This window comes from Kribbella endophytica, from assembly GCF_054781295.1.
In genome coordinates, this window is record NZ_BAAGUR010000005.1 from 243,965 (window position 1) to 268,546 (window position 24,582).

General features: G+C 69.0%; 23 protein-coding genes. 2 read left to right on the top strand and 21 right to left on the bottom strand.

The genetic code is table 11. The features are described from left to right. Positions 1-2: 2 nt before the first annotated feature. The 11 genes from atpD to ACYVIO_RS37155 all read right to left on the bottom strand — a co-directional run bounded on the left by atpD (position 3) and on the right by ACYVIO_RS37155 (position 9,702). Positions 3-1,457 (bottom strand): F0F1 ATP synthase subunit beta, encoded by a 1,455-nt coding sequence (atpD, locus tag ACYVIO_RS37105; protein WP_460655672.1) that lies wholly within the window; start codon positions 1,455-1,457, stop codon positions 3-5. A gap of 5 nt (positions 1,458-1,462) precedes the next feature. Then, entirely contained in the window at positions 1,463-2,374 is a 912-nt protein-coding gene (locus tag ACYVIO_RS37110) for a F0F1 ATP synthase subunit gamma (RefSeq protein WP_460655673.1), read from the bottom strand. A 7-nt stretch (positions 2,375-2,381) separates the two neighbouring features. Beyond that, entirely contained in the window at positions 2,382-4,019 is a 1,638-nt protein-coding gene (atpA, locus tag ACYVIO_RS37115) for a F0F1 ATP synthase subunit alpha (RefSeq protein WP_460655674.1), read from the bottom strand. 86 nt (positions 4,020-4,105) lie between these two features. Continuing rightward, complete coding sequence (locus ACYVIO_RS37120) at positions 4,106-4,903, bottom strand: F0F1 ATP synthase subunit delta (RefSeq protein ID WP_460655675.1); 798 nt, start codon at positions 4,901-4,903, stop codon at positions 4,106-4,108. Beyond that, a complete protein-coding gene (locus tag ACYVIO_RS37125; protein WP_460655676.1) occupies positions 4,903-5,472 on the bottom strand; it encodes a F0F1 ATP synthase subunit B in 570 nt (189 codons plus the stop codon). The genes ACYVIO_RS37120 and ACYVIO_RS37125 overlap by 1 nt, the downstream gene beginning before the upstream one ends. Positions 5,473-5,504: 32 nt before the next feature. After that, positions 5,505-5,735, bottom strand: a complete 231-nt coding sequence (gene atpE / locus ACYVIO_RS37130) for an ATP synthase F0 subunit C (protein ID WP_363664739.1) — start codon at positions 5,733-5,735, stop codon at positions 5,505-5,507. Between the two features lie 76 nt (positions 5,736-5,811). After that, on the bottom strand, positions 5,812-6,594 hold the full coding sequence (atpB, locus tag ACYVIO_RS37135; protein ID WP_460655677.1) for a F0F1 ATP synthase subunit A: 783 nt from the start codon (positions 6,592-6,594) through the stop codon (positions 5,812-5,814). Between the two features lie 97 nt (positions 6,595-6,691). Then, on the bottom strand, positions 6,692-6,904 hold the full coding sequence (locus ACYVIO_RS37140; RefSeq protein ID WP_425832477.1) for an AtpZ/AtpI family protein: 213 nt from the start codon (positions 6,902-6,904) through the stop codon (positions 6,692-6,694). A gap of 114 nt (positions 6,905-7,018) precedes the next feature. Next, positions 7,019-7,483: a hypothetical protein gene (locus ACYVIO_RS37145; protein ID WP_460655678.1), complete on the bottom strand. Its 465-nt coding sequence runs from the start codon at positions 7,481-7,483 to the stop codon at positions 7,019-7,021. Positions 7,484-7,711: 228 nt separating this feature from the next. Next, the gene (locus ACYVIO_RS37150; RefSeq protein ID WP_460655679.1) at positions 7,712-8,830 is read right to left on the bottom strand and encodes a glycosyltransferase family 4 protein; all 1,119 of its coding nucleotides are present in this window, start codon (positions 8,828-8,830) and stop codon (positions 7,712-7,714) included. Continuing rightward, positions 8,830-9,702 (bottom strand): L-threonylcarbamoyladenylate synthase, encoded by an 873-nt coding sequence (locus tag ACYVIO_RS37155; protein ID WP_460655680.1) that lies wholly within the window; start codon positions 9,700-9,702, stop codon positions 8,830-8,832. The genes ACYVIO_RS37150 and ACYVIO_RS37155 overlap by 1 nt, the downstream gene beginning before the upstream one ends. Positions 9,703-9,853: 151 nt before the next feature. Between ACYVIO_RS37155 and ACYVIO_RS37160 the strand changes: the two genes are divergently transcribed. Then, entirely contained in the window at positions 9,854-10,864 is a 1,011-nt protein-coding gene (locus ACYVIO_RS37160) for an adenosine deaminase (protein ID WP_460655681.1), read from the top strand. Here ACYVIO_RS37160 and ACYVIO_RS37165 read toward each other — a convergent pair. Further along, the gene (locus tag ACYVIO_RS37165) at positions 10,861-12,153 is read right to left on the bottom strand and encodes an RICIN domain-containing protein (RefSeq protein WP_460655682.1); all 1,293 of its coding nucleotides are present in this window, start codon (positions 12,151-12,153) and stop codon (positions 10,861-10,863) included. The genes ACYVIO_RS37160 and ACYVIO_RS37165 overlap by 4 nt on opposite strands. Positions 12,154-12,265: 112 nt before the next feature. On the opposite strand from ACYVIO_RS37165, the gene ACYVIO_RS37170 reads away from it, so the two are divergent. After that, a complete protein-coding gene (locus tag ACYVIO_RS37170) occupies positions 12,266-13,216 on the top strand; it encodes a hypothetical protein (protein WP_460655683.1) in 951 nt (316 codons plus the stop codon). Here ACYVIO_RS37170 and prmC read toward each other — a convergent pair whose 3' ends face one another. From prmC to argS, 9 genes are all read right to left on the bottom strand, one after another. Continuing rightward, positions 13,217-14,050 (bottom strand): peptide chain release factor N(5)-glutamine methyltransferase, encoded by an 834-nt coding sequence (prmC, locus tag ACYVIO_RS37175; RefSeq protein ID WP_460655684.1) that lies wholly within the window; start codon positions 14,048-14,050, stop codon positions 13,217-13,219. Next, entirely contained in the window at positions 14,047-15,126 is a 1,080-nt protein-coding gene (gene prfA / locus ACYVIO_RS37180) for a peptide chain release factor 1 (RefSeq protein WP_460655685.1), read from the bottom strand. Before prfA ends, prmC begins: the two co-directional genes overlap by 4 nt. A 100-nt stretch (positions 15,127-15,226) precedes the next feature. Next, the gene (rpmE, locus tag ACYVIO_RS37185) at positions 15,227-15,433 is read right to left on the bottom strand and encodes a 50S ribosomal protein L31 (protein ID WP_184796359.1); all 207 of its coding nucleotides are present in this window, start codon (positions 15,431-15,433) and stop codon (positions 15,227-15,229) included. Positions 15,434-15,568: 135 nt separating this feature from the next. Next, positions 15,569-17,848, bottom strand: coding sequence for a transcription termination factor Rho (rho, locus tag ACYVIO_RS37190; RefSeq protein ID WP_460655686.1), 2,280 nt, complete (start codon positions 17,846-17,848; stop codon positions 15,569-15,571). A 323-nt stretch (positions 17,849-18,171) separates the two neighbouring features. Next, positions 18,172-19,095 (bottom strand): homoserine kinase, encoded by a 924-nt coding sequence (thrB, locus tag ACYVIO_RS37195; RefSeq protein WP_460655687.1) that lies wholly within the window; start codon positions 19,093-19,095, stop codon positions 18,172-18,174. A 64-nt stretch (positions 19,096-19,159) separates the two neighbouring features. After that, on the bottom strand, positions 19,160-20,224 hold the full coding sequence (gene thrC / locus ACYVIO_RS37200) for a threonine synthase (RefSeq protein ID WP_460655688.1): 1,065 nt from the start codon (positions 20,222-20,224) through the stop codon (positions 19,160-19,162). Between the two features lie 2 nt (positions 20,225-20,226). Continuing rightward, positions 20,227-21,525 carry a homoserine dehydrogenase gene (locus tag ACYVIO_RS37205; RefSeq protein ID WP_460655689.1) on the bottom strand — a complete coding sequence of 433 codons (1,299 nt, stop codon included), beginning with the start codon at positions 21,523-21,525 and terminating at the stop codon, positions 20,227-20,229. Beyond that, positions 21,522-22,925, bottom strand: a complete 1,404-nt coding sequence (gene lysA, locus ACYVIO_RS37210; protein ID WP_460655690.1) for a diaminopimelate decarboxylase — start codon at positions 22,923-22,925, stop codon at positions 21,522-21,524. Before lysA ends, ACYVIO_RS37205 begins: the two co-directional genes overlap by 4 nt. Further along, positions 22,922-24,580, bottom strand: a complete 1,659-nt coding sequence (gene argS, locus ACYVIO_RS37215) for an arginine--tRNA ligase (RefSeq protein WP_460655691.1) — start codon at positions 24,578-24,580, stop codon at positions 22,922-22,924. Before argS ends, lysA begins: the two co-directional genes overlap by 4 nt. Positions 24,581-24,582 lie beyond the last annotated feature (2 nt).

Genomic DNA, 24,582 nt, shown 5'->3' on the forward strand with positions numbered 1-24,582 from the left:
GGTCAGAGCTCCTTCTGGAGCTCGGCCCAACGCCGCTCGACGTCGTCCAGCGAACCGGTGTTGAAGAAGGCCTGCTCGGCGATGTGGTCGGTCTCGCCCTCGGTGATCTTCTTGAACGACTCGATGGTGTCCTTCAGCGGTACCGTCGAACCCGGCGTGTTGGTGAACTTCTCCGCCATGTACGTGTTCTGCGAGAGGAACTGCTCGATCCGGCGCGCGCGGGCGACGGTGATGCGGTCCTCCTCGGAGAGCTCGTCGACACCGAGGATGGCGATGATGTCCTGCAGTTCCTTGTTCTTCTGAAGGATCTGCTTGACCCGGACGGCCACGTCGTAGTGCTCCTGGCCGATGTACTGCGGGTCGAGGATCCGCGACGTGGAGGTCAGCGGGTCGACGGCCGGGTACAGACCACGCGACGCGATGTCACGCGACAGCTCGGTGGTCGCGTCCAGGTGCGCGAACGTGGTGGCCGGCGCCGGGTCGGTGTAGTCGTCGGCGGGCACGTAGATCGCCTGCATCGAGGTGATCGAGTGTCCACGCGTCGACGTGATCCGCTCCTGCAGCACGCCCATCTCGTCGGCGAGGTTCGGCTGGTAACCAACGGCCGACGGCATCCGGCCGAGCAGCGTGGAGACCTCGGAACCGGCCTGGGTGAACCGGAAGATGTTGTCGATGAAGAGCAGCACGTCCTGCTCCTTCACGTCGCGGAAGTACTCCGCCATCGTGAGGGCCGACAGCGCGACGCGAAGACGCGTGCCCGGCGGCTCGTCCATCTGACCGAAGACCAGCGCGGTGTCCTTGAAGACGCCGGCCTCTTCCATCTCACCGATCAGGTCGTTGCCCTCACGGGTGCGCTCACCGACACCGGCGAACACCGAGGTGCCACCGAAGTTGTGCGCGATCCGGTAGATCATCTCCTGGATCATGACGGTCTTGCCGACGCCCGCACCGCCGAACAGGCCGATCTTGCCGCCCTGCACGTACGGCGTGAGCAGGTCCAGCACCTTGATGCCGGTCTCCAGCATCTCGGTCTTGGACTCGAGCTGGTCGAAGGCCGGGGCCTTGCGGTGGATCGGCCAGCGCTCGGCGATCTCGAACTCGGACTCGTCCTGGTTCAGGCACTTGCCCGTGACCGACCAGACGCGGCCCTTGGTGACGTCGCCGACCGGGACGGAGATCGCCGCACCGGTGTTGCGCACCTCGGCACCGCGGACCAGGCCGTCGGTGGGCTTCATCGAGATCGCCCGGACGATGTTGTCGCCGACGTGCAGCGCGACCTCGAGGGTGATCGTCGTGGTGACGTCGCCCAGGGTGATGTCCACCTCGAGCGCGTTGTACATGTCCGGCATCGTGTCCGCAGCGAACTCGACGTCGACGACCGGGCCGATCACCCGGGCGACGCGACCGACGCCGTAGGCGCCCGCCTCGTTGTTTTTCTCGGTAACCGTGGCAGTCATCTCTCTCACTCGCTCCCGGCGTTGGCATCGGCCAGCGCGCCAGCGCCACCGACGATCTCGCTGATTTCTTGGGTAATTTGGGCCTGGCGCGCCTGGTTGGCCTCACGCGTCAGGCGCTCGATCAGGTCCTGCGCGTTGTCGGTCGCGGACTTCATCGCGCGCTGCCGGTTGGCCAGCTCGGAAGCGGCCGCCTGCAGCATGCAGTAGTGGATCCGGCTGGCGACGTACTTGGGCAGCAGCCCGTCGAGCACGTCCTCGGCGGACGGCTCGAACTCGTACAGCGGCAGTACGTCGTCCTCGGCCGGGGCCTCTTCGCCCTCGACGACCTCCAGCGGCAGCAGCCGGATCACGTCCGGGCGCTGGGTCAGCATCGACACGAACCGGGTGAAGACGATGTGGATCTCGTCCACGCCGCCCTCCTCGGTCGGGGTCAGGAAGGCCTCGATGAGCGCGTCGGCGATCTCCCGGGCCCGGGCGAACGACGGCGCGTCGGAGTCACCGCTCCACGACTGCGCGACCTCGCGCTGCCGGAAGGTGTAGTAGGCGATCCCCTTGCGGCCGCTCAGGAACGGAACGATCTCCTTGCTGTCCTCGCGCAGCAGCTGGCTGAGCCGCTCCCCCTCGCGAATCACCGAGGTGGAGTAGGCACCGGCCTGACCGCGGTCGGCGGTGATCAGGAGAACCGCTGCCCGCTTGGGGTTCGGCTTCTCGGTGGTCAGCGGGTGGTCGACGTTCGAGAACGTCGCCACCGCCGACACGGCACGGGTGAGCTCACGCGCGTACGGACCGGCCGCCTGGGCGCGTTGCTGCGCCTTGACGATCCGGGACGCCGCGATGAGCTCCATCGCGCGGGTGAGCTTCTTGATCGTCGAGACCGAGGCCCGACGCTCACGAAGCTGCCGCAGACTGGCTGGCATGGGTTGATCAGCCCCGCTTCTGCCGGACGATCTGCTCCTGCTCGACGTCCTCTTCGTCCATGGCCTTCGTCTCCTCGCGACCGACGAGCAGCTCGCCGCCGGAGGTCTGGAAGGTCGGCTTGAAGGCGTCCAGCGCGGAGGTGACGGCCTCGGCCGAGTCGTCCTCGAACTTGCCGCTCTCGCGGACGGCGTCGAGCACCTTGGAGTCGCGCCGCAGGTAGTCGAGGAACTCACGCTCGAAGCGCAGCACGTCCTCGACCGGGACGTCGTCGAACTTGCCCGTCGTACCGGCCCAGATGGAGACCGTCTGCTCCTCGACCGGGTACGGCGAGTACTGCGGCTGACGCAGCAGCTCGACGAGACGCTGACCGCGGTCCAGCTGACGGCGCGAGGTCGCGTCGAGGTCGGAGGCGAACATCGCGAAGGCTTCCATCGCGCGGAACTGCGCGAGGTCGAGCTTCAGCGAGCCGGAGACCTTCTTCATGCCCTTGACCTGCGCGGCACCGCCGACCCGGGACACCGAGATACCGACGTCGATGGCGGGACGGATGTTGGCGTTGAACAGGTCCGACTGCAGGAAGATCTGGCCGTCGGTGATCGAGATGACGTTGGTCGGGATGAACGCCGAGACGTCGTTGGCCTTGGTCTCGATGATCGGCAGACCGGTCATCGAGCCCGCGCCGAGCGCGTCGCTGAGCTTCGCGCAGCGCTCGAGCAGACGGCTGTGCAGGTAGAAGACGTCACCCGGGTACGCCTCACGGCCCGGCGGGCGACGCAGCAGCAGCGACATCGAGCGGTAGGCCTCGGCCTGCTTGCTCAGGTCGTCGAACACGATCAGGACGTGCTTGCCCTGGTACATCCAGTGCTGGCCGATGGCCGAACCGGTGTACGGCGCGACGTACTTGAAGCCGGCCGGGTCGGACGCCGGGGAGGCCACGATGGTGGTGTACTCCATCGCGCCGGCCTCTTCGAGCGCGCCGCGCACCGAGGCGATCGTCGAGCCCTTCTGGCCGATCGCGACGTAGATGCAGCGAACCTGCTTCTTCGGGTCGCCGGAGTCCCAGTTGGCCTTCTGGTTGATGATCGTGTCGATCGCGATCGCGGTCTTGCCGGTCTTGCGGTCGCCGATGATCAGCTGACGCTGGCCGCGGCCGATCGGGATCATGCCGTCGATCGCCTTGATACCGGTCTGCAGCGGCTCGCGGACCTCCTGGCGGTCCATCACGCCGGCCGCCTGGAGCTCCAGGGCGCGGGTGCCCTCGAGGTCCTTGATCTCGCCGAGGCCGTCGATCGGACGGCCCATCGGGTCGACGACGCGACCCAGGTAGCCCTCGCCGACGGCGACGGACAGGACCTGGCCGGTCCGGCGGACCTGCTGGCCCTCCTCGATGCCGTCGAACTCACCGAGGACGGCGACACCGATGTTGCGGACGTCCAGGTTCAGGGCGATGCCCCGGGTGCCGTCCTCGAATTCCAGCAGCTCGTTCGTCATCGCCGAGGGCAGGCCCTCGACGTGCGCGATGCCGTCACCGGCGTCGACAACGGTGCCGACCTCTTCGCGGGTCGCCGTCTCCGGCTCGTAGCTGGAGACGAAGCGATCCAGGGCGTCCCGGATCTCCTCCGGCCTGATCGTGAGCTCCGCCATTGTGCTTCCCTGCTTCCTTGACCTTGCTGGCCTGTTGTGGCTCTAAAGGCTTTGCCGACCCTTAGCGCCTGCTAATCGTTAAGGGGTCAGCCCGCGATGCGCCGCTGCGCCTCGTCGAGGCGGGCCGCGATGGTCCCGTCGATCACTTCGTCACCGATGTCCACCCGGACGCCGCCGACGACGCTGGGGTCGACGATCACGTTCAGCTGGATCTGCCGTCCGTACTGCCGGCCGAGCAGCTCGGCCAGCCGGTCACGCTCGGCCTCGGTCAGGTCGGTCGCGACGCGAACGGTGGCGATGCTGGCACTGCGCCGGGCCGCCGCGGCGACCTGGTAGGCCCGCATGGCACCGGCGAAACCGCGTCCCCGGCCGTCCACCGCGCGCTCGACCAGCCGTACGGTGACGGCGTCGGCCTTGCCCTGCAGCAGTCCGCGGATCAGTTCCTGCCGGGCTTCCAGCGGGATCGTGCGATCGCTCAGCTTGCTCGCCAGCACCCGCTCGACCGCGACCACGCGCTCGAGGCGGAACAGCTGGTCCTCGAGCTCGTCCAGCTTGCGCTGTCCGTCGGCGAAGGCCACCTCGGCCTTGACGCTGAGTTCGTCCAGAGCGTCACCGAGGTCCCGGCCGCTGACCCAGCGGCCGACCGCGGCGGCGGTCAGGATCTCCAGCGCCTGGTCGGAGATCTTGCCGCCGAACAGCTGCCGGACCAGGCCGGTCCGGCTCTCGGTACCGCGGGCCGGGTCGGTCAGCGCCCGGCGCAGCGACCCGTTGGTGTCGAGCACCTTGGCGACCGAGAACAGCTCGGCGCCGAGACCCTCGGAGACGGTGACACCCGCCAGGGCCTCTTCGGCCCGGGCGAGTGACTCCTTCGAAGCGCCGCGCATCAGCCGTCCGTTCCGACAGCCTGCCGGGCCGACTCGCTCGACTCCAGCTCCTCCAGGAAGCGCTCGACCGTACGACGCTGACGCGCCTCGTCCTCGAGCGACTCCCCGACGATCCGGCCGGCCAGCGAGGTGGCCATCGAGCCGACCTCGCTGCGCAGTGAAGCGACGGCCTGCGTGCGCTCGGCGTCGATCTGGGTCCGGGCGTGGGTCACGATCCGCTCGGCCTCGACGTTCGCCTGCTCACGCATCTCCGCGATGATCTGCGCACCCTGCTCACGCGCGTCCTCACGGATCTTCGCAGCTTCCGAGCGAGCCTCGGCCAGCTGCGCGTTGTACTTGTCGAGCGCCGCCTTCGCCTCGGCCTGGGCCTGCTTGGCCTCGTTCATCCCGCCTTCGATCGCCTGCGTCCGTTCGGCGTACGCCTTCTCGAACTTCGGGACGACAACCTTGGCGAAGGCGATGGCCAGCAGGATCAGGAAGACGAAGCCGAAGATGATCTCGGCCGTGTGCGGCATCAGCGGGCTGGGCGCTTCGCCGGCCTCGCTGAGCGGGAGCACTAACGTCATCATGTCTGAATCCTGTCAGTCGATGGAAAGGGTGATCACTGACGGAAGACGAAGGCGAGCGCGATACCGATGATCGCCAGAACCTCGGTCACGCCGAAGCCGATCCACGCGATCGACTGCAGCTTGCTCTGGGCCTCCGGCTGACGGGCCGTGCCGTTGATGACAGCGGCGAAGATCAGGCCGACGCCGACGCCCGGGCCGATCGCGGCGAGGCCGTAACCCAGGACGGCGATGTTGCCGGAAAGGGCGAGAGCGAGTTGGCTCATTTGAGGTGCTTCCTTTCGGTACGGATAGCGGGTCTATCCGGATTTTCCGTTGCTACGGGATCTGGGGGGGTGCCGATCAGTGCTCGTCGGCGATCGCGCTGCCGATGTACTGCGCGGTCAGCACGACGAAGATGTAGGCCTGGATGCACTGGACGAACAGCTCGAGTCCGGCGATCGCGAAGCCCATCAGGAAGGTCAGGATGCCGACGCCACCGAGTGCGATGTTGCCGGTCTCGAACACCATGTACTCGCCACCGAGCACGAACACCAGCAGCAGGATGTGTCCGGCGAACATGTTCGCGAACAGCCGCAGGCTCAGCGACACCGGCCGGACCAGGATGTTGGAGATGAACTCGATCGGGATCATCAGCGGCATCAGCCACGCCGGCACACCGGCCGGCATCGTCTGGTGCTTGAAGTAGCCCCACAGGCCCTTGCGCTTGATCCCGACCGCGTTGTAGATGACCCAGCTCATGATCGCGGCCACGTACGCCCAGCCGATGTGGCTGAAGGTCGGGAACTGGATCAGCGGGATCGACGCCGCGACGTTGTTCAGCAGGATGAAGAAGAACAGGCCGCACAGGTACGGCACGAACTTCATGTGGTCCTTGCTACCGATCGCGTCGCGCGCGATCGAGTTGCGGACGAAGTTGTAGCCCAGCTCGCCGGCGAACTGCAGCTTGCTCGGCACGACCGCGGCCTTGCGGGAGGCACCCCAGAAGAACCAGACGATCACGACCACCGACAGCGCGGCCACCAGGACGGGCTTGGTGAACCACTCGACGCCCTCGAAGATGGGCGGCAGCTGGAAACTCTCTGGACCGGGCGGGGTGAACTCGGTCGAAACGCCGGCAATCACCGGGTCTCCTCTCGCGTCGTGCTCAAGTCGTTCGCCATGTGGCAGGGGGCAGGGCGGCTCAGGGCAAGGCGGTCAACAACGTCAGACCCGGCAGAGCTCAGGAGCGCCCGTACCGGAAGTGCAGCATCAGAATCGTGAGTCCCGCTCCGAGGACGATGCCCACCGGAAGCAGGAACTGGGTGCCCAGCCAGCGGTCCAACCCGAAGCCGATGCCCCCGTACACCAGGACACCGCCGATCAGGTAGGACAGGACCCGCCAGCCGTCGCCCGAGGTATCGGGTGTCGGCTTCGGATCGCGTTGCTGGCTCATCGGCACCCGAAAGGTACCAGTCGGCGACACGCCGGGTCACATCGGCACCAGTGGAGTGCGCCACACCCGTTGTCACGATAGGGAAACGGCTTACCCGAGCACTACCTGCGGTGCTCATGCCGTCACCTCGTGATCGAGGTCGTAGATCGGGATCCGCAGCCGCGACCAGGCCCAGATCTCGCCGGCCATCCAGCCCATCACGACCACCATCGCGCTGACACCCAGCGCGGTGAGGTTGACGTTGGCGGCCAGGCTCTCGGAGTTCAGGGCGACGGCCAGCAGGCCGCCGAAGATCGCGATCCGGCCGGTGTAGCTGGCCATCGCGATGCCGAGCTGGGCGGTCGGGCTCGCGCGCCTCGACAGGTGCAGCGCGAACAGACCAGCGCCGGAGAAGATCATCACCATCAGCAGGCCGAGCAGTGCGCCCCACAGGCCTTCGAGGCCGGCGGCGACGGTCGCGATCGCGGCCGCGTTCACCCCGACGACGACGGCGGCGGCAACAGCGCCGCGCAACATCGCCAGCGCCGGGTGGCGAGTGGCCTGGCCGGCGGGTTCGTCACTGCTTCGATGGGGAGCCATCTGGTGGTTCCGTCCTGCTGGCGACCGGGATTCTTGCCCGCGGTCGTCGGGTGGGCGGGGTCAGGGGTGACGCTTGCTTTCGGTGGTGCTTGTGAAAACTAGCACAAAGTCTGCACCGTCAGCAAAACGAAGTCCCTGCCGCTGTACGCACACACCCTATCGGTAGGCCACACCGCCCACTGGTCTGGTCCCCGGTTGGGTTGCCCGGACCCCGGCCCGGGCCTCTGCTCAGACCTTGGCGAGCTTGCGGCCGGAGCGCCTGGGCAGACCGGTCGTGAGGAGGATCGCGGTGACCGTGGCGGCCAGCACGATGAGGACCGTCCACCAGTCCAGCAGCAGGCCCAGAATGACCACCCCGAAGGCGATCAGGGCCGTCCAGAGGTACATCAGCAGGACAGCGCGGCGGTGGCTGTGGCCGCGCTGCATGAGGCGGTGGTGGAGGTGGAGCTTGTCGGCCGCGAACGGCGAACGGCCTGCTTTCGTACGGCGTACGTAGGCCATCGTCAGGTCGAGCGCCGGGATCGCCAGCACCGCGATCGGCAGGATCAGCGGGAGCAGCGCGGGCAGCAGGCTCGAGCCGCCGACCTCGTACGGGACGGCGTTGGGGTCCATCTGGCCGGTCAGGCTGATCGTCGACGCGGCCAGCATCAGGCCGATCAGCAGGGAGCCGGAGTCGCCCATGAAAACTCTTGCTGGGAAGAAGTTGTGCGGCAGGAAGCCGAGACAGGCGCCGGCCAGCGCGACCGTGATGAGCGTCGAGGTGGTGGCGCGGTCGAGGTTCTGCTCGACGTTCAGCAGGTACGAGTAGGTGAAGAACGCGATCGCGCCGATCGTCGTGACGCCGGCCGCGAGACCGTCGAGGCCGTCGACGAAGTTCACCGCGTTGCAGGAGACCAGCAGGATGCCGGCGGTGACGACCGCGAGCTGGGCCGGAGGTGGGGAGAGGATGCCGCCCGGGAGCGGAAGCCAGTACAGCTGGATGCCCTGGACGATCATCACGCCGACCGCGAGCACCATGCCGGCCAGCTTGGTGATCGGGTCGAGCTCGTACAGGTCGTCGATCACGCCGACCGCGCAGATCACCACGCCGCCGATCAGGATCGCGCGGGCGTCGTGCGCGACCTGCAGGCTGTCGCCGAGGAACGGCATGCTGGAGGCGACCAGGTACCCGGCGATCAGGCCGCCGAGGATCGAGACGCCGCCGAAGTACGGGATCGGAACCTTGTGCACGTCCCGCGCGCGGACCTTCGCGACCGCGCCGTAGCGCAACGCGATCTTGCGGGCCAGTCCGGTCAGCAGGAACGTCGTGGCCATCGCCACGAAGAAGACGAGCAGGTACGCGCGCACTAGTCCGCAGGCCTCACATCGGGTGCCTTCGAGTCGGCCGGCTTGCCCGGCTCTTCTGTGGACGCTTCGACTGCGGCTTCAGTTGGCTTTTCCTCGAGAACATCTGCCGGCTCGTCCTGCACCGGCTCGTCCTCGGCAGGCTTGTCCTCGGCCGGCTTGTCCTCGGTCGGCTTGTCTTCGGCCGGCTTGTCTTCGGCCGGCTTGTCCTGGAGATCTTCCTGCTTCGGCTCCAGATCCGTGGTGGCCTCGGGGACGATCTTGCGGATGTCCTCCATCGACAGGGCGCCGATGCGGACGACGTGCGGGACCTCGCCGGTCAGGTCGACGATCGTCGACGGCTGGCCGCCGGTGACCTCGCCGCCGTCCAGGTAGACCGCGACCGACTCGGCGAGCTGCGCCTCGGCGTCGTACACATCCAACGCCGCCGGCTGGCCGCTGAGGTTGGCCGAGCTGACCGCGAGCGGTCCGGTCCGGGACAGCAGTTCACGGGTGTTCTCGTGGTCGGGCACTCGAAGAGCGACCGTGCCCTGGGTGTCGCCGAGGTCCCACATCAGCGAGCCCTGCGCGTGGCAGATCACCGTCAGCGGGCCGGGCCAGTACTCCTCACACAGCTTCCGGCCGACCTCCGGTACGTCGGTCGCCAGCGCGTCCAGCGACTCGACCACCGAGATCAGCACCGGCGGCGGCATGTCACGGCCGCGGCCCTTGGCGTCCAGCAGCCGTTGCACGGCGTCGGACTTGAAGGCGTCCGCGGCCAGGCCGTACACGGTGTCGGTCGGCAGCACGACCAGGTCACCGGCCTCGATCGCGTCCACGGCGGCGCGGTAGGCCGGCGCCAGTTCGTCTCCGGTGAAGTCAAAGCGCTCGCTCACGCAGTGAATCGTGCCACTCCCCCGGTCACAGACCCGCATTGGGGCAGACCTGACAACCGATTGTCAGAGACCGTCGGGAGCTTGAGCGTGCTTCTGACAATCGATTGTCAGCAACGCGGCTCGCTCGCCGACTTTCCTGTAAAAATCCTGCATGACTCTGTCCCGTGACTTCCTCACCGGCCTGCCGAAGGCCGAGCTGCACGTCCACCACGTCGGGTCCGCGTCGCCGCGGATCGTCGCCGAGCTCGCCGCCCGGCACCCCAACTCGCCGGTGCCGACCGACCCGGCCGTGCTGGCGGAGTACTTCACCTTCACCGACTTCGCGAAGTTCATCGAGGTCTACCTGACCGTCGTCGACCTGATCACCACCCCGGACGACGTCCGCCTGCTCACGTACGAGATCGCCCGCGAGATGGCGGCGCAGAACATCCGGTACTCCGAGCTGACCGTCACGCCGTACACGTCGGTGGTCCGCGGAATCGCCGCCGAGGCGTTCTGCGAGGCGATCGAGGACGCCCGGACGGCGGCCGAGAAGGAGCTCGGCATGACGCTGCGCTGGATCTTCGACATCCCCGGCGAGGCAGGGCTGCCGGCCGCCGAGGAGACGCTGCGGATCGCCACCAAGATCCGTCCCGACGGGCTGGTCGGGTTCGGGCTGGGCGGCCCGGAGATCGGCGTACCGCGGCCGCAGTTCGCGCCGTACTTCGAGCAGGCGCTGGCCGCCGGTCTGCACAGCGTTCCGCACGCCGGTGAGACCACCGGTCCGCAGACCATCTGGGACGCCCTGCGCGACCTGAAGGCGGAGCGGATCGGCCACGGCACGTCGGCGATGCAGGACCCCGAGCTGGTCGCGTACCTGGCCGAGCACCAGATCCCGCTCGAGGTGAGCCCGACCTCCAACCTGGCGACCGGAGCGGTCGCCGCGTTGGCCGAGCACCCGCTCCCGGCGATGGTCGAGGCCGGGCTGGTCGTCACGATCAACTCCGACGACCCGCCGATGTTCGGCACCGACCTCGTCACCGAGTACGCCGTCGCGACCGAGCTGCTGAAGCTCGACGAGGCCGGCGCCGCCGAGCTGGCGCGCACCGCCGTACGGGTCTCCTTCGCCGAGCAGTCCGTCAAGGACACCCTGCTCGCGGAGATCGACGCGTACGTGAGCTAGTTGACCTGCCGGAGCTGCCACGTCTGGTCGGCAGCTCCGGTGAAGGCCTGCTGCGTCACGCGTTGGTTGCCTCCGGCATCGGTCACCGCCAGGCCGGTCAGCGTGTTGAGTACGCCGTACAGGTCGCCGCCCAAGGGATGCAGCGTCCAGCGCATGCCGTCCTGGCCCTTGCAGGTGTACTGCAGGACCTGCGTGCCCGGCGTCGTGGCGCTGAAGGCGCTGTCGGCGCACTTGCTGCTGCTGACGTTCTGCAGCTGCCAGCCGGTCGCGTACTGGAAGCGCCACTGCTGCCCGGCCTCGCCGCTGAACGGCTGCCGGGTGACGTAGGCCAGGTTGTCCGCAGAGGCGACTCCCAGCGCACCACCCGTCGCCGGATTCACGAACTCGTAGACCTGCCCGTGCCGTGGACCGGGCCGGGCATCCGGTACGTCGTCCTTGATCAGCCAGTCGCTGTTGGCGATGTTCCAGTGCGTCGCGAGGTAGCTGCCGGCCGATGGGTCGGTGTTGAAGTAGTCGTCCTTGTTGCAGTCCAGCAGCCGGTCGCTGTCCTTCTCGGGGCAGACGACCGTCGTACCGGAGCCGTAGCACATCAGGTCCCACTCGTCGTTGCAGTGGCCGTTGTAGTGCGGTGCCGACTTCTGCACCGCGCCGAACGTGTGGCCGAGCTCGTGGGCGGCGGCGTTGAAGCCCCAGCAGTTCGCCGACGCGTCCACCCGGGCGTAGCCGGTGTTGCGGTTGTTGGCGTTGTCCAGGCCGGGCCGGTCGTCGCCGTACAGAGTGCCGAGACCGCAGGTCTTCTTGGCGTCGGCGAAGACCAGGTACTTGCGGTTGGGATCCTTGTAGCCGAGCTTCTGCAGCGCGGTGATCATCGTGTCCCAGGTGTCCAGGCCACCGGCCGGCAGGGCGACCTCCTGCACGGTGATCCGGCAGCCGTCGCCGGCCGCTTCAGTGACGAACCGGACGTGCCGGCTGGCTCCGGTCTGCGCGGCACTGTCGTTGTACGCCGCGTCGATCTCGTGCGACCAGGCCCGGAACGACGGCACGAACAGCGCCAGCCGTGACGCCTGCTGCGTCTCCCGCGCGTACAGGACCTGAACGCGCTTGCCCGCCTTGCCGTCGCCCTCGCAGACGATCGGGTTGCCCGCGATCGTCGCCGCGGCGACGCCGGTCTTGAGCGGCTGCGCCTCGCCCTGCAGCGTCATCCCCGGCAACGCCTCGGTCGGAGCGACCGGCGACAGCGGGACGGCAGTAGCAGCCAGTACGGCGACCAGCGTGCTGAGCAGTGACATCGGCAGGGCTCCTCAAGGGGGCAGATCACGGAGGGCGACCTCATCATGACAGCGCGCGAGAGGTGACACGCCGGGACCTTGCTCTGTCGGTTCTGCGTGGTTCCCTTGACCGGTGCGCAAGCTACCCGTCCTGAGCGCGACGGCAGTGTTGCTCGGCCTCCTCACCGGCTGCAGCGACGACCCTGCCGACGCCGGTCCGACGCCGGGCAAACCTCCGGCGACCACCCAGAGTTCCGCACCGCCGACCCCGACTCCTGCTCCACCGGCCGAGGGCGACCTGCCCCGCGGCGGCCGGACGATCTTCCCGCAGCACCAGCTCGTCGGGTACGTCGGCCTGCCCGGCTCCCCCGCGCTGGGTCCGCTCGACAAGAACATCGACGCCAAGGCCGTCCAGCTGGACAAGCTCGCGACGTCGTACGCCGGTGGCCGCACGCCGCTGCCGGTGATGGAGCTGATCGTCGTGATCGCCAACGGGCACGCGGGCAAGGACAACCTGTACCGCAGCCGGCTCAGCGACGAGAAGATCCAGCCCTACCTGGACACCGCGCGCAAGCACAAGATGCTGCTGCTGCTCGACGTCCAGCCCGGTCGCGCCGACAGCCTGACCGAGATCAAGCGGCTGGAGAAGTGGCTCAAGGAGCCCGACGTCGGCCTGGCCTTCGACCCCGAGTGGGCGGTCGGTCCCGGCCAGGTCCCCGGCCGCGTCTTCGGCCGGACGACGGGCGCCGAGCTGACCGCGATCGCGTCGTACCTGTCGGGCCTGGTCAAGGCGAACGACCTGCCCGAGAAGGTCTTCGTCTTCCACCAGCTGTCGTCGCGCATCCTCAGCAACGAGAAGGCCTTCCAGCAGCAGCCCGGCGTCGTCACGATCAAGTCCGTCGACGGCATCGGCCACCGCGCCGACAAGGAATCCACCTGGCGCAAGCTCACCCCGACGATGGCCCCCGGCGTGCACGCGGGCTTCAAGCTCTTCTACAAGGAAGACACCAGACACGGCCCGCTGATGACGCCGGCCCAGGTCATGGCGCTGAAGCCACGACCAGAATTCGTCGTCTACGAGTAGCTAGACCCGGCGGCCGGTGGCGAAGCGGTGGCGGCCGGCGAGGTCGAGCTGGTCGCGGACCTCGGTGAACTGACCGGTGGCGGCGAAGACGGCCGGGGCGGACTCGCCCTGGACGTCGGCGTGCTCGCAGCCGAACCAGCCGCCGGGCTTGAGCAGGCGGGCCGCGGTGGCCGCGACGACCTTGATCTCGTCCAGGCCGTCGTCCCCGGACCACAGCGCGAGCGCCGGGTCGTGGTCGCGGACCTCGGCCGTGACGGACTCCCAGGCGGTCAGCGGGATGTACGGCGGGTTGGCGATCACCGCGTCGACCCGCCCGTCGAGCTCGGGCAAGCAACCGTCGATGTCGCCCTCGTGCAGGGTCGCGCCGGTGCCGGCGAGGTTGCGGCGGGCCCAGACGCAGGCCTCCGCGGACAGCTCGACAGCGTGCACCGTGCTGTCCGGGCGCTCGGTCGCGACGGCTCCGGCGATGGCGCCCGAGCCGCTGCACAGGTCGACGACCAGCGGCGCCTCGACGTCCTTCAGGCGGTCGAGCATCCAGCCGACCAGCACCTCGGTCTCCGGACGCGGGACGAAGACACCGGGACCGACGACGAGCTCCCGGTAGCGGAAGGCCGCCGTACCGGTCAGGTGCTGGAGAGGTTCGCGCTGGGCGCGGCGTTCCACCAGTACGTCGTACTGCTCGAGTCGCTCAGGCGTCAGGTCGGCCAGGCCGAGCTGGAGCCGCGAGGTGCCGGCCACGAAGGCGAGCAGCTCGGCGGCGTCGTACTCGGGCGAGGCGACACCGGCCTGCGCGAGCCGCTCGGTGGCGGCGGCGATCAGCTGGCGACTGTTCACTGGTGGGTCTCGACGGCGTCCAGCCGGGCGGCCATGTCGGCGTCGGTGAGCGCCTGGATCACGGGCGCCAGCTCGCCGCCGAGGACCGCGTCCAGGTTGTGCGCCTTGTAGCCGACGCGGTGGTCGGAGAAGCGGTTCTCCGGGTAGTTGTAGGTACGGACGCGCTCGGACCGGTCGACCGTCCGGATCTGCAGCCGACGGGCGTCCGAGGCCTCCTGGTCGGCCGCTTCCTGAGCCGCGGCGAGCAGCCGGGAGCGCAGGACGCGCATCGCCTGCTCGCGGTTCTGCAGCTGGGACTTCTCGTTCTGCATCGAGACCACGATGCCGGTCGGCAGGTGGGTGATCCGCACCGCCGAGTCGGTCGTGTTGACGCTCTGCCCACCCGGACCGGACGAGCGGAACACGTCGATCCGCAGGTCGTTCTGGTCGATCTCGACGTCGACGTCCTCGGCCTCCGGCAGCACCAGGACGCCGGCCGCGCTGGTGTGGATCCGGCCCTGCGACTCGGTCACCGGCACCCGCTGGACGCGGTGCACGCCACCCTCGAACTTCAGCTTCGCGTACGGCGCTTCGCCCGGCTCGGGCGTGCCCTTGGCCTTCACCGCGACGGTGATCGACTTGTACCCGCCCAGGTCGGACTCGGCCGAGTCGAGCACCTCGGTCTTCCAGTGCTGCGTCTCGGCGTACTTCAGGTACATCTTCAGCAGGTCGCCCGCGAACAGCGCCGACTCGTCGCCGCCCTCACCGGCCTTGATCTCGAGGATCGCGTCCTTGTCGTCGCTCGGGTCGCGCGGGACGAGCAGCATCCGCAGCTTCTCGGTCAGCTCGTCGCGGCGGGCCTCCAGCTTGACGGCCTCCTCGCCGAACGCCGGGTCCTCGTGGGCCAGCTCCTTGGCGGCCTCGATGTCGTCGGCGGTCTGCAGCCACTCGTCGTACGCGCGCACCACCGGCGCGAGCCCGGCGTACCGCTTGCCGACCCGGCGGGCGTTGGCCTGGTCGGAGTGCAGCTCGGGGTCCGACATCTGCCGCTCCAGCTCGGCGTACTCCGCCTTGAGCGATTGCACCGCTTCGAACATCGGGTCACTCCTTCCGTCGGCCTTCGGGTGGGCACAACACGAACCGCGCGCCGGTTCGCGGACCCATGGAGGGGTCGCGAACCGGCGCGCGGTGAGGTAACTACTTCTTCGCGTACCGCTTCTCGAAGCGGGCGACCCGGCCGCCGGTGTCGAGGATCTTCTGCTTGCCCGTGTAGAACGGGTGGCACTGCGAGCAGACGTCGGCGTGGATCGAGCCCGACTCGGACGTCGAGCGCGTCTCGAAGCTCGCGCCGCAGGTGCAGGTCACCTTGGTGTCGACGTACGTCGGGTGGATGTCGCTCTTCATGGATCTCCTAGGTCTCAGGTGCTCCGGGTCGCCCGCACGGTGCTGACGTGAACCGGAACCAACAGACAAGTCTGCCAGGTACACGGCGAACCGACCAAACCGGGGTAACCGGTCTGGTCGGTTCGGGGGTTGGTGCTAGTTGCCGTCGTCGGTGTTGCGGCCGTTGCCACCGGTGCTCGGGGTCGTCTTGTTGACCTGGAGCAGGAACTCGATGTTCGACTTGCTCTCCTTGAGCTTGCCGATCAGGAGCTCGAGCGCCGCCTGGCCGTCGAGAGCCGAGAGCACCCGGCGGAGCTTCCAGACCACCTGGGTCTCGTCCTTCGACATCAGCAGCTCCTCGCGGCGGGTGCCGGAGGCGACGACGTCGATGGCGGGGAAGATCCGGCGGTCGGCGAACTCGCGGCGCAGCCGCAGCTCCATGTTGCCGGTGCCCTTGAACTCCTCGAAGATGACCTCGTCCATCTTGGAGCCGGTCTCGATCAGGGCCGTGGCCAGGATCGTCAGCGAACCGCCGTCCTCGATGTTGCGGGCCGCGCCGAAGAACCGCTTCGGCGGGTACAGCGCCGAGGAGTCGACACCACCGGACAGGATCCGGCCGCTGGCCGGGGCCGCGATGTTGTACGCACGGCCCAGGCGGGTGATCGAGTCGAGCAGGACGACCACGTCGTGGCCGAGCTCGACCAGGCGCTTGGCCCGCTCGATCGCCAGCTCCGCGACCGTGGTGTGGTCGTCGGCCGGACGGTCGAAGGTCGAGGCGATGACCTCACCCTTGACCGTGCGCTGCATGTCGGTGACCTCTTCGGGCCGCTCGTCGACGAGCACGACCATCAGGTGCACTTCGGGGTTGTTCGTGGTGATCGCGTTGGCCAGCGCCTGCAGGACCATCGTCTTGCCGGCCTTCGGCGGCGACACGATCAGACCGCGCTGGCCCTTGCCGATCGGGCTGACGATGTCGACGATCCGGGTGGTGAGGATGCCCGGTTCGGTCTCCAGCCGCAGCCGCTCGGTCGCGTACAGCGGGGTCAGCTTGTTGAAGTCCTGACGCTGCTTGGCGATCTCCGGGTCCGATCCGTTCACGGTGTCGATCCGGACCAGCGGGTTGAACTTCTCCTTGCGCTCACCGTCGGACGGCTGCTTCACCGCACCGGTGATCGCGTCGCCCTTGCGCAGGCCGTAGCGCTTGACCATCGACAGCGCGACGTACACGTCGTTCGGGCCGGGCAGGTAGCCGCTGGTCCGGACGAACGCGTAGTTGTCGAGCACGTCGAGGATGCCGGCGGCGGGGACCAGTACGTCGTCCTCGCTGATCGTCGGCTCCGCCTCGAAGCGCTCGCCACGGCCGCGGTTGCGGGTGTTGGTGTCGCGTCCACCGGTCTCGCGACCGTCGCGGTTGCGGTCCCGGTCGCGTCCCCGGCGGCGACGACGGCGGCCGTCCCCGTCCTGGTCGTCGGCGCCCCGGTCGTTGCGGGCGTCGTTGCGGGAGTCCGTCCGGCCGTCGGTGCGGGAGTCCGCGCGGCTGTCGGTGCGGTTCTCGCCCCGGCCGTCGGTGCGGGTGTCGCCCCGGCCGTCGGTACGGCTGTCGGCGCGGCCCTCGTTGCGGCTGTCGGTGCGACCCTCGGCGCGGCCGTCGTTACGGCTGTCCGCCCGGCTGTCGGTGCGGCCCTCGGCGCGGGCGTCGGACCGGCCGTCGGCACGGCTGTCGGTGCGACCTTCCGTTCGGCCCTCGGCGCGGGTGCGGCCACCGTCGCGGCTCTGCTGGCCGTCCCGGTTGGTGTCACGGTTCTGGTTGTCGCGGGTGCGGGTGCGCTCGCGACCACCGTCGCGGGTGCGGTCGTCGGACCGGCCCTCGCGCTCGTCGGCCGGCGCGGTCGCGGTGCCGTTCTGCGCGGCGCGGTCGGTGACCTGCGGCGCGCTCTCGGTGACCGGGGCCTGGACGACGCTCGCGCCGTTCTTGGCGTCGGCGCCCTTGAGGTCGGCGCCCTTGGCGTCGGCAGCCTTGGCGTCGGCGGTCACGCTCGGGGCGGCGGCCCCGTTCTGCTCGGCGGCCGTCTCGGCCGCGGCGGCACGGGCCCGGCGGCTGCCGCCCTCGCGCACCGGAGCCTCGGCCGGCGCGCTCTTGGCACGCGTCACCGTCGGCCCGGCAACAACATCAGGGACCGCTTCGTCCAAGGTCGGCTGGCTCGACCGGGCGCGGCTGGCGCCACCGGTCGAACTACCGCCCTGAGCGGCCTTGATCGCCTCGATCAGCTGGCCCTTGCGCAGCGCGCCGGTGCCCTTGATGCCGAGCGTCCCGGCGAGCTGCTTGAGCTCGGGGAGCAGCATGCCTTCGAGGCCGCCTCCGGTCTTGCGGCGCCGCGTGCTCGCGCTCGCTTCGGGCGCGGTAGCGCCGTTGGAGGCTTCAACAGTTTCTGTCACGTGAGGTCCTTCCCACACGGATGAACGATGTCCTGAACGGCTCATCGCCCGGAATCAGCTCCCACGGCCGGCGGACGGCATCGTGGGTACAAGAGGTTCTCGCTGGATCCGGTCCCCCGAAATTCTCCGGCGCAGGCGGCGCAGGTCATCTACTGGGAGATCGCCACGGACACCTGGGTGCCGGGAACACAGCCCGGAAGCGGCGAGAGTCACCGATCACCTGGAGGGGATCGGGTGAGTCGAGACTAGCACCACAGAGGGTCCTTCTGCTGCCTCGTGGGGTACAACGCGTGTCCGGTCCTGATCATTCCGCCCTGGGCGAACTAGAGCGTCTTGCCGTCGAACCGGGCGCGAGTGCTTCCGGTGCTCTCCGCGCCGGACCAGACCTGTACGCCGGCTGGATCGATCGCCAGGTCGTGCCGCGTCCAGCCGTCCGGCGCGGCAGGAAGTGCCGCGATCTCCTTGCCCGAAAGGGCATCCAGCACCAAAACGGTCGGACCGGCTCCGCTTACCACTGCCGCCAAGCCGCTCCCCCGCAGCTTGTGCACGAGCGCGAGAGTCTCCGGCATCACCGGTTCTCTGTACTCCTGGTGGAGACGATCTTCGGTCGCGGTCATCAGCAAAGCAGGCCGCGACGTGATCGCGGTCACCAGCAACGCGGCCCGTCCGGCGTTCGCCGCGGCATCCGCGTGCGGTACGACGTCCGGAAGCAGGCCACGTGCTTGCTTCGTCAGCACTTTGACCTCGGGGACGTAGACGGTCGCCCGCAACTCCGCGACCGGATCGTTCCGCACCGCCCGGCCGACGCCACCGTCGACCCAAGCCGTCGTGAACCCACCCAACGCAGCCGCCGCCACGTTGTCCGGATGTCCCTCGAGCTCGTTGGCCAACGCGACGATGTGCTCCCGATCGAGCTCCACCCCCGCCAGCCCGTACGCCGCCGCAATCCCCCCGACGATCGCCGCCGACGAAGATCCCAGCCCGCGCCCATGAGGCACCCGGTTCTCACACTTGAGCAAGAACCCAGGCACCGAAACCCCAAGGGCCTCCAGCCCAGCCCGAACCGCCCGCACCACCAGATGCGACTCGTCCAGAGCAACCTCCCCAGCCCCAGCACCGCTCACTTCTACAGAAACCCCAGAGCCTCCAGGGATCACCGTCAGCTCGTCATACAGACCAAGCGCAAGCCCAAAGGCATCAAAGCCCGGCCCAAGGTTGGCACTCGTCGCCGGCACCCGAACCCGCACCTCCCCCGGCCCTGCGGGCCGGGGATCGGTGGGGAGAGGAGGGTCAGCCGGTGTCGTCTCCAACTCAGACCAGTCCGGCAACTTGGGCTACCGCGTCGGTGTCGGCGGGGGTTACTACTGCTTCTGCGGGCGGGGCCGAGGACAACGCAGTGTCGATGTCCTTCAGGCCGTGGCCAGTGACGGTGATGACGATCGTCTGGCCGCCGTCTACTCGGCCGGCGGCCTTCAGCTTCAGGAGGCCGGCTACTCCGGCGGCTGACGCGGGCTCGACGAAAACGCCTTCGCGGGCGGCGAGTTCTCGTTGGGCGGCGAGGATCTGGTCGTCCGTCACGGCCTCGATCAGGCCGCCGGACTCGTCGCGGGCGTTCTCGGCCAGGGTCCAGGACGCCGGGTTGCCGACGCGGATCGCGGTCGCCAGGGTGTCCGGCTTCTCGACGATCGCGCCGTTCACGATCGGCGCCGCACCTTCAGCCTGGAAGCCCCACATCCGCGGCCGCCGCGACGACACCTTGTCCTTGGCGTACTCGCCGTACCCCTTCCAGTACGCCGCGATGTTGCCCGCGTTCCCGACCGGAAGCACGTGCAGGTCCGGCGCGTCACCCAGCGCGTCGACCACCTCGAACGCGGCGGTCTTCTGCCCTTCCAGGCGGACCGGGTTCACCGAGTTCACCAAGGCGACCGGGTAGTGCTTGCCCAGCTCGCGCACGATCCGCAGGCAGTCGTCGAACCCGCCGTCGACCTGCACCAGTTGCGCGCCGTGCACGATCGCCTGCGCGAGCTTGCCCTGCGCGATCCGACCGGCCGGAATCAGCACCAGCGGGATCAGCCCGGCCCGCACCGCGTACGCCGCGGCCGAGGCCGAGGTGTTCCCGGTCGAGGCGCAGACGACGGCCTTGTCGCCGGCCTGCGCGGCCAGCGAGATCGCGACGGTCATGCCGCGGTCCTTGAACGAGCCGGTCGGGTTGTTGCCCTCGACCTTGAGCCAGACCTCGCAGTTGGTCTGCTCGGACAGCCATTGCGCGGCCACCAGCGGCGTACCGCCTTCGCCGAGCGTGACCACCGGAGTGTCCGTCGAGACCGGGAGCCGGTCGCGGTATTCCTCGATCACGCCTCGCCACTGGTGCGCCATGGCTAGTCTCCTTCTACCCGCATCACACTGCTGACTTCACGAACGATGTCCATGTCGCGCAGGGTCTCCACGGTGGCCGAGAGCGCTGCGTCGGTGGCGGTGTGGGTGACCACGACGAGCTGCGCGTCACCGCCCCGGCCCTCCTGGCGGACGGTCTGGATCGACACGTCGTGCTCGGAGAACGCGTGGGCCACCGCCGCCAGTACGCCGGCCTTGTCGGCCACGTCCAGCGACACGTGGTAGCGGGTCATCGCGTCGCCCATCGGCCGGACGGCTCGCTGGGTGTACGACGACTCGCCGACCCCCGGCACTCCCTTGAGCCGGTTGCGCGCGGCGGACACCAGATCCCCGAGGACAGCACTGGCCGTCGGGGCGCCGCCGGCACCACGACCATAGAACATCAGCTGCCCGGCTGCTTTGGATTCCACGAAAACGGCGTTGTAGGCGTCCCGGACCGAGGCCAGCGGGTGGTTCAGCGGGATCATCGCCGGGTAGACGCGGGCGCTGACCGAGTCGGTCACCTCGTCCAGCTCGCAGATCGCCAGCGACTTCACCACGCAGCCCATCTCGCGGGCCGAGGCGATGTCGGTCGCGGACACCTCGGTGATGCCCTCGCGGTGCACGTCGGCGATCGAGACCCGGGTGTGGAAGGCCAGGCTGGCCAGCAGCGCGGCCTTCGCGGCCGCGTCGAAGCCCTCGATGTCGGCGGTCGGGTCGGCCTCGGCGTACCCGAGCGCCTGGGCCTCGGCCAGCGCCTCGTCGAACCCGGCGCCGGTGGAGTCCATCTTGTCCAGGATGTAGTTCGTCGTGCCGTTGACGATGCCCATCACCCGGGTCACGTCGTCACCGGCCAGCGACTCGCGCAGCGGCCGCAGGATCGGGATCGCGCCGGCCACGGCGGCCTCGAAGTACAGGTCGCGCTCGTACTTCTCGGCGGCGGCGAACAGCGTCGGCCCGTCCTCGGCCAGGAGCGCCTTGTTCGCCGTGACGACCGAGGCGCCGTGCTCGAGCGCGGTCAGGATCAGTCCGCGGGCCGGTTCCAGCCCGCCGATCACCTCGATCACCAGGTCCAGGTCGCCGCGGCTGACCAGCGCCTGCGCGTCCGTGGTGATCAGCGACGGGTCGACGGCGATGTCCCGCTCGCGCCCACCACGCCGTACGGCGATGCCCGCGATCTCCAGCGGAGCACCGACCCGCGCGGCGAGGTCGTCGGCGCGCGTCGTCAGGATGCGAACGACCTCGGTGCCGACGACGCCGCAGCCCAGCAGCGCGACCTTCAGTGGTTTACCTGTCCGGCTCATTCGGCCCCCATGTCCAGCAGCAGCAGGTCGTCCTCGGTCTCACGCCGGACGACGACGCGGGTCTGCCCGTCCTTGACCGCGATCACCGGTGGCCGCGGAACGTGGTTGTAGTTGCTCGCCATCGAGCGGCAGTACGCGCCCGTGCCTGGTACGGCGACGAGGTCGCCCGGGCCGACGTCGGAGGGCAGGAACTCGTCCTTCACCAGGATGTCGCCGGACTCGCAGTGCTTGCCGACCACGCGCGCGAGCGTCGGGGTGGCGGCGGAGTACCGGTTCACCAGGGTGCAGGAGTAGTCCGCGTCGTACAGCGCGGTGCGGATGTTGTCGCTCATCCCGCCGTCGACCGACACGTACGTCCGGGAGGCGCCGGCGTCCAGCGCGACCTCCTTGACCGTGCCGACCGAGTACACCGTGCAGACCGCCGGGCCGACGATCGCGCGGCCGGGCTCGATCGAGATGCGCGGCACCTCGACCTCGTACGCCCGGCACTCGTGCTCGACGATCTTGGTCATCTCGGTCGCCAGCTGTGCAGGATCGGCCGGGTCGTCCTGCGTGGTGTAGGCGATGCCGAAGCCGCCACCCAGGTCGAGCTCGGGCATGTCCACGCCCAGCTCGTCGGAAACCCTTGCGTGCAAGGCGATCAGGCGCTTGGCGGCCAGCTCGAACCCGGACGTGTCGAAGATCTGCGAGCCGATGTGCGAGTGCAGGCCGAGCAGCTGCAGCTCGGCGGCTTCGTTGACCTTGGCAACGGCTTCGAAGGCCGCGCCGGAGGTGATCGAGAAGCCGAACTTCTGGTCCTCGTGCGCGGTCGCGATGTACTCGTGGGTGTGCGCCTCGACGCCGGCCGTGACCCGGACCATCACCGGCGCGACCAGGCCACGCTCGGCGGCCAGCTCGACCAGGCGGTCGATCTCGAACAGCGAGTCGACGATGATCCGGCCGACCCCGGCCTCCAGCGCACGGGTCAGCTCCTGCACGGACTTGTTGTTGCCGTGGAAGCCGAGCCGCTTCGGGTCGGCGCCGGCGCGCAGCGCGACCGCGAGCTCGCCGCCGCTGCAGATGTCGAGGTTGAGCCCCTCCTCCATCACCCAGCGGACGACCGTCGTACAGAGAAAGGCCTTGCCGGCGTAGTAGACGTCCATGTCCTTGAACGCGGTCTTGAAGGCACGCGCCCGGCTGCGGAAGTCGTCCTCGTCCAGCACGTACGCCGGGCTACCGTGCTCGGCAACCAGGTCGCGGAGGTCGACACCGCCGACGACCAGCGACCCTTCGGCGGTCTTCTTCGCCGTGCCGGACCACAGGGCCGGGACCAGGTCGTTGACGTCGCGAGGCGCCCGCAGCCAGGGCGGTGCCTTGTGCCCGATGTCGGCGTGCAGCGTGCCCGCCTCGTGCGCCCTCACATCCGCTCCGGAGCGGAGACGCCGAGCAGGTCCAACCCGTTGGCGAGCACGGTCCTGGTCGCACCGACCAGGGTCAGGCGAGCCTTGTGCACCGGCTCCACCTCCTCGTCGCCGCGCGGGAGCACCCGGCAGCTGTCGTAGAACTTGTGGAAGGCGGACGCCGTGTCCTCCAGGTAGCGGGCGACCCGGTGCGGCTCGCGCAGCTCGGCCGCCGTCGCGACGATCCGCGGGAACTCGGCCAGTGCGCGCAGCAGGTCGCCCTCGCGCTCGTGGCTGAGCAGGCCCGGGTCGAACTCGTCCAGCTTGATGCCCAGATCGTCGGCGTTGCGCAGGATCGAGGCCAACCGGGCGTGCGCGTACTGCACGTAGTAGACCGGGTTCTCGCTGACCTGCCGGGTCATCTCCTCGATGTCCAGCGTCAGCGGCGAGTCGACCGGGTAGCGGCACAGCGTGTACCGCAGGGGGTCGACGCCGCCCTCCTCGACCAGCTCGGCCAGCGTGACGATGGTGCCGGCCCGCTTGGACAGCTTCATCTCCTCGCCGTTCTTGAGGATCTTCACCAGCTGGCCGATCAGGATCTCGATGTTGTGCTCGGGGTCGTCGCCGGCGCAGGCCGCGATCGCCTTCAGGCGGTTCACGTACCCGTGGTGGTCGGCGCCGAGCAGGTAGATCGCGACCTCGAACCCGCGGTCGCGCTTGTTCACGTAGTACGCCGCGTCGGAGGCGAAGTACGTCGGTTCGCCGTTGGACCGGATCAGCACCCGGTCCTTGTCGTCGGTGAAGTCGGTCGTCCGCATCCACAGCGCGCCGTCGTCGTCGTACAGGTGGCCCTGGGCGCGGAGCTTCTCGATCGCGTGGCCGACGCCGTCCTGCTCGTGCAGGCTGCGCTCGGAGTACCAGACGTCGAACTTGGTCCGGAAGTGCTCGAGCTGGTCCTGCTGCTCCTTGAGCTGCCGCTCGTACCCGGCCTCGCGGAAGGCGACGCTCTGCTCGGCGTCCGGGATCATCATGATCGAGGGGATCTCGTCGACGATCCGCTGCGCGAGCTCGCCGATGTACTCCCCGTGGTAGCCGTCCTCGGGGATCGGCTGACCGTGCGCGGCGGCCTTCAGCGAGGCGCCGAACTTGTCCATCTGGGCGCCGCGGTCGTTGACGTAGAACTCGCGGGTGACCACCGCGCCGGCCTTGGTCAGCACCCGGGCCAGCGCGTCGCCGACGGCGGCCCAGCGGGTGTGCCCGAGATGCAGCGGGCCGGTCGGGTTGGCGGAGATGAACTCGAGGTTGATCGCCTGGCCCTCGAGGCTGTCACTTCCGCCGTACGACGGCCCGGCGTCGAGGATCGACTGCGCGATCTTGCCCTGGGCATCGGCCGCGACCCGGATGTTGATGAAGCCCGGCCCGGCGATCTCGACGGCGGTGATCGCCTCGTCGCTGCCCAGCTTGGCGGCCAGCAGCTCGGCGAAGGCGCGCGGGTTCATCCCCGAGCGCTTGCCCAGCTGCATCGCGACGTTGGTGGCGTAGTCCCCGTGCTCGGGGTTCTTGGGGCGCTCGACCTTCAGCTCGCCCGGCAACCCGCCGTCGACAGTGATGGTGCCGTCGTCGACGAGCGCGGTCAGGGCCTGCAGGATCTTCTCAGCGAGCTGTTCCGGAGTCACCC

What these genes read in the sequence shown, in the direction of transcription:
- atpD (WP_460655672.1), bottom strand. Translation starts at nt 1,457, where the DNA reads ATGACTGCCACGGTTACCGAGAAAAACAACGAGGCGGGCGCCTACGGC.
- ACYVIO_RS37110 (WP_460655673.1), bottom strand. Translation starts at nt 2,374, where the DNA reads ATGCCAGCCAGTCTGCGGCAGCTTCGTGAGCGTCGGGCCTCGGTCTCG.
- atpA (WP_460655674.1), bottom strand. Translation starts at nt 4,019, where the DNA reads ATGGCGGAGCTCACGATCAGGCCGGAGGAGATCCGGGACGCCCTGGAT.
- ACYVIO_RS37120 (WP_460655675.1), bottom strand. Translation starts at nt 4,903, where the DNA reads ATGCGCGGCGCTTCGAAGGAGTCACTCGCCCGGGCCGAAGAGGCCCTG.
- ACYVIO_RS37125 (WP_460655676.1), bottom strand. Translation starts at nt 5,472, where the DNA reads ATGATGACGTTAGTGCTCCCGCTCAGCGAGGCCGGCGAAGCGCCCAGC.
- atpE (WP_363664739.1), bottom strand. Translation starts at nt 5,735, where the DNA reads ATGAGCCAACTCGCTCTCGCCCTTTCCGGCAACATCGCCGTCCTGGGT.
- ACYVIO_RS37140 (WP_425832477.1), bottom strand. Translation starts at nt 6,904, where the DNA reads ATGAGCCAGCAACGCGATCCGAAGCCGACACCCGATACCTCGGGCGAC.
- ACYVIO_RS37145 (WP_460655678.1), bottom strand. Translation starts at nt 7,483, where the DNA reads ATGGCTCCCCATCGAAGCAGTGACGAACCCGCCGGCCAGGCCACTCGC.
- ACYVIO_RS37160 (WP_460655681.1), top strand. Translation starts at nt 9,854, where the DNA reads ATGACTCTGTCCCGTGACTTCCTCACCGGCCTGCCGAAGGCCGAGCTG.
- ACYVIO_RS37165 (WP_460655682.1), bottom strand. Translation starts at nt 12,153, where the DNA reads ATGTCACTGCTCAGCACGCTGGTCGCCGTACTGGCTGCTACTGCCGTC.
- prfA (WP_460655685.1), bottom strand. Translation starts at nt 15,126, where the DNA reads ATGTTCGAAGCGGTGCAATCGCTCAAGGCGGAGTACGCCGAGCTGGAG.
- rpmE (WP_184796359.1), bottom strand. Translation starts at nt 15,433, where the DNA reads ATGAAGAGCGACATCCACCCGACGTACGTCGACACCAAGGTGACCTGC.
- thrC (WP_460655688.1), bottom strand. Translation starts at nt 20,224, where the DNA reads ATGGCGCACCAGTGGCGAGGCGTGATCGAGGAATACCGCGACCGGCTC.
- ACYVIO_RS37205 (WP_460655689.1), bottom strand. Translation starts at nt 21,525, where the DNA reads ATGAGCCGGACAGGTAAACCACTGAAGGTCGCGCTGCTGGGCTGCGGC.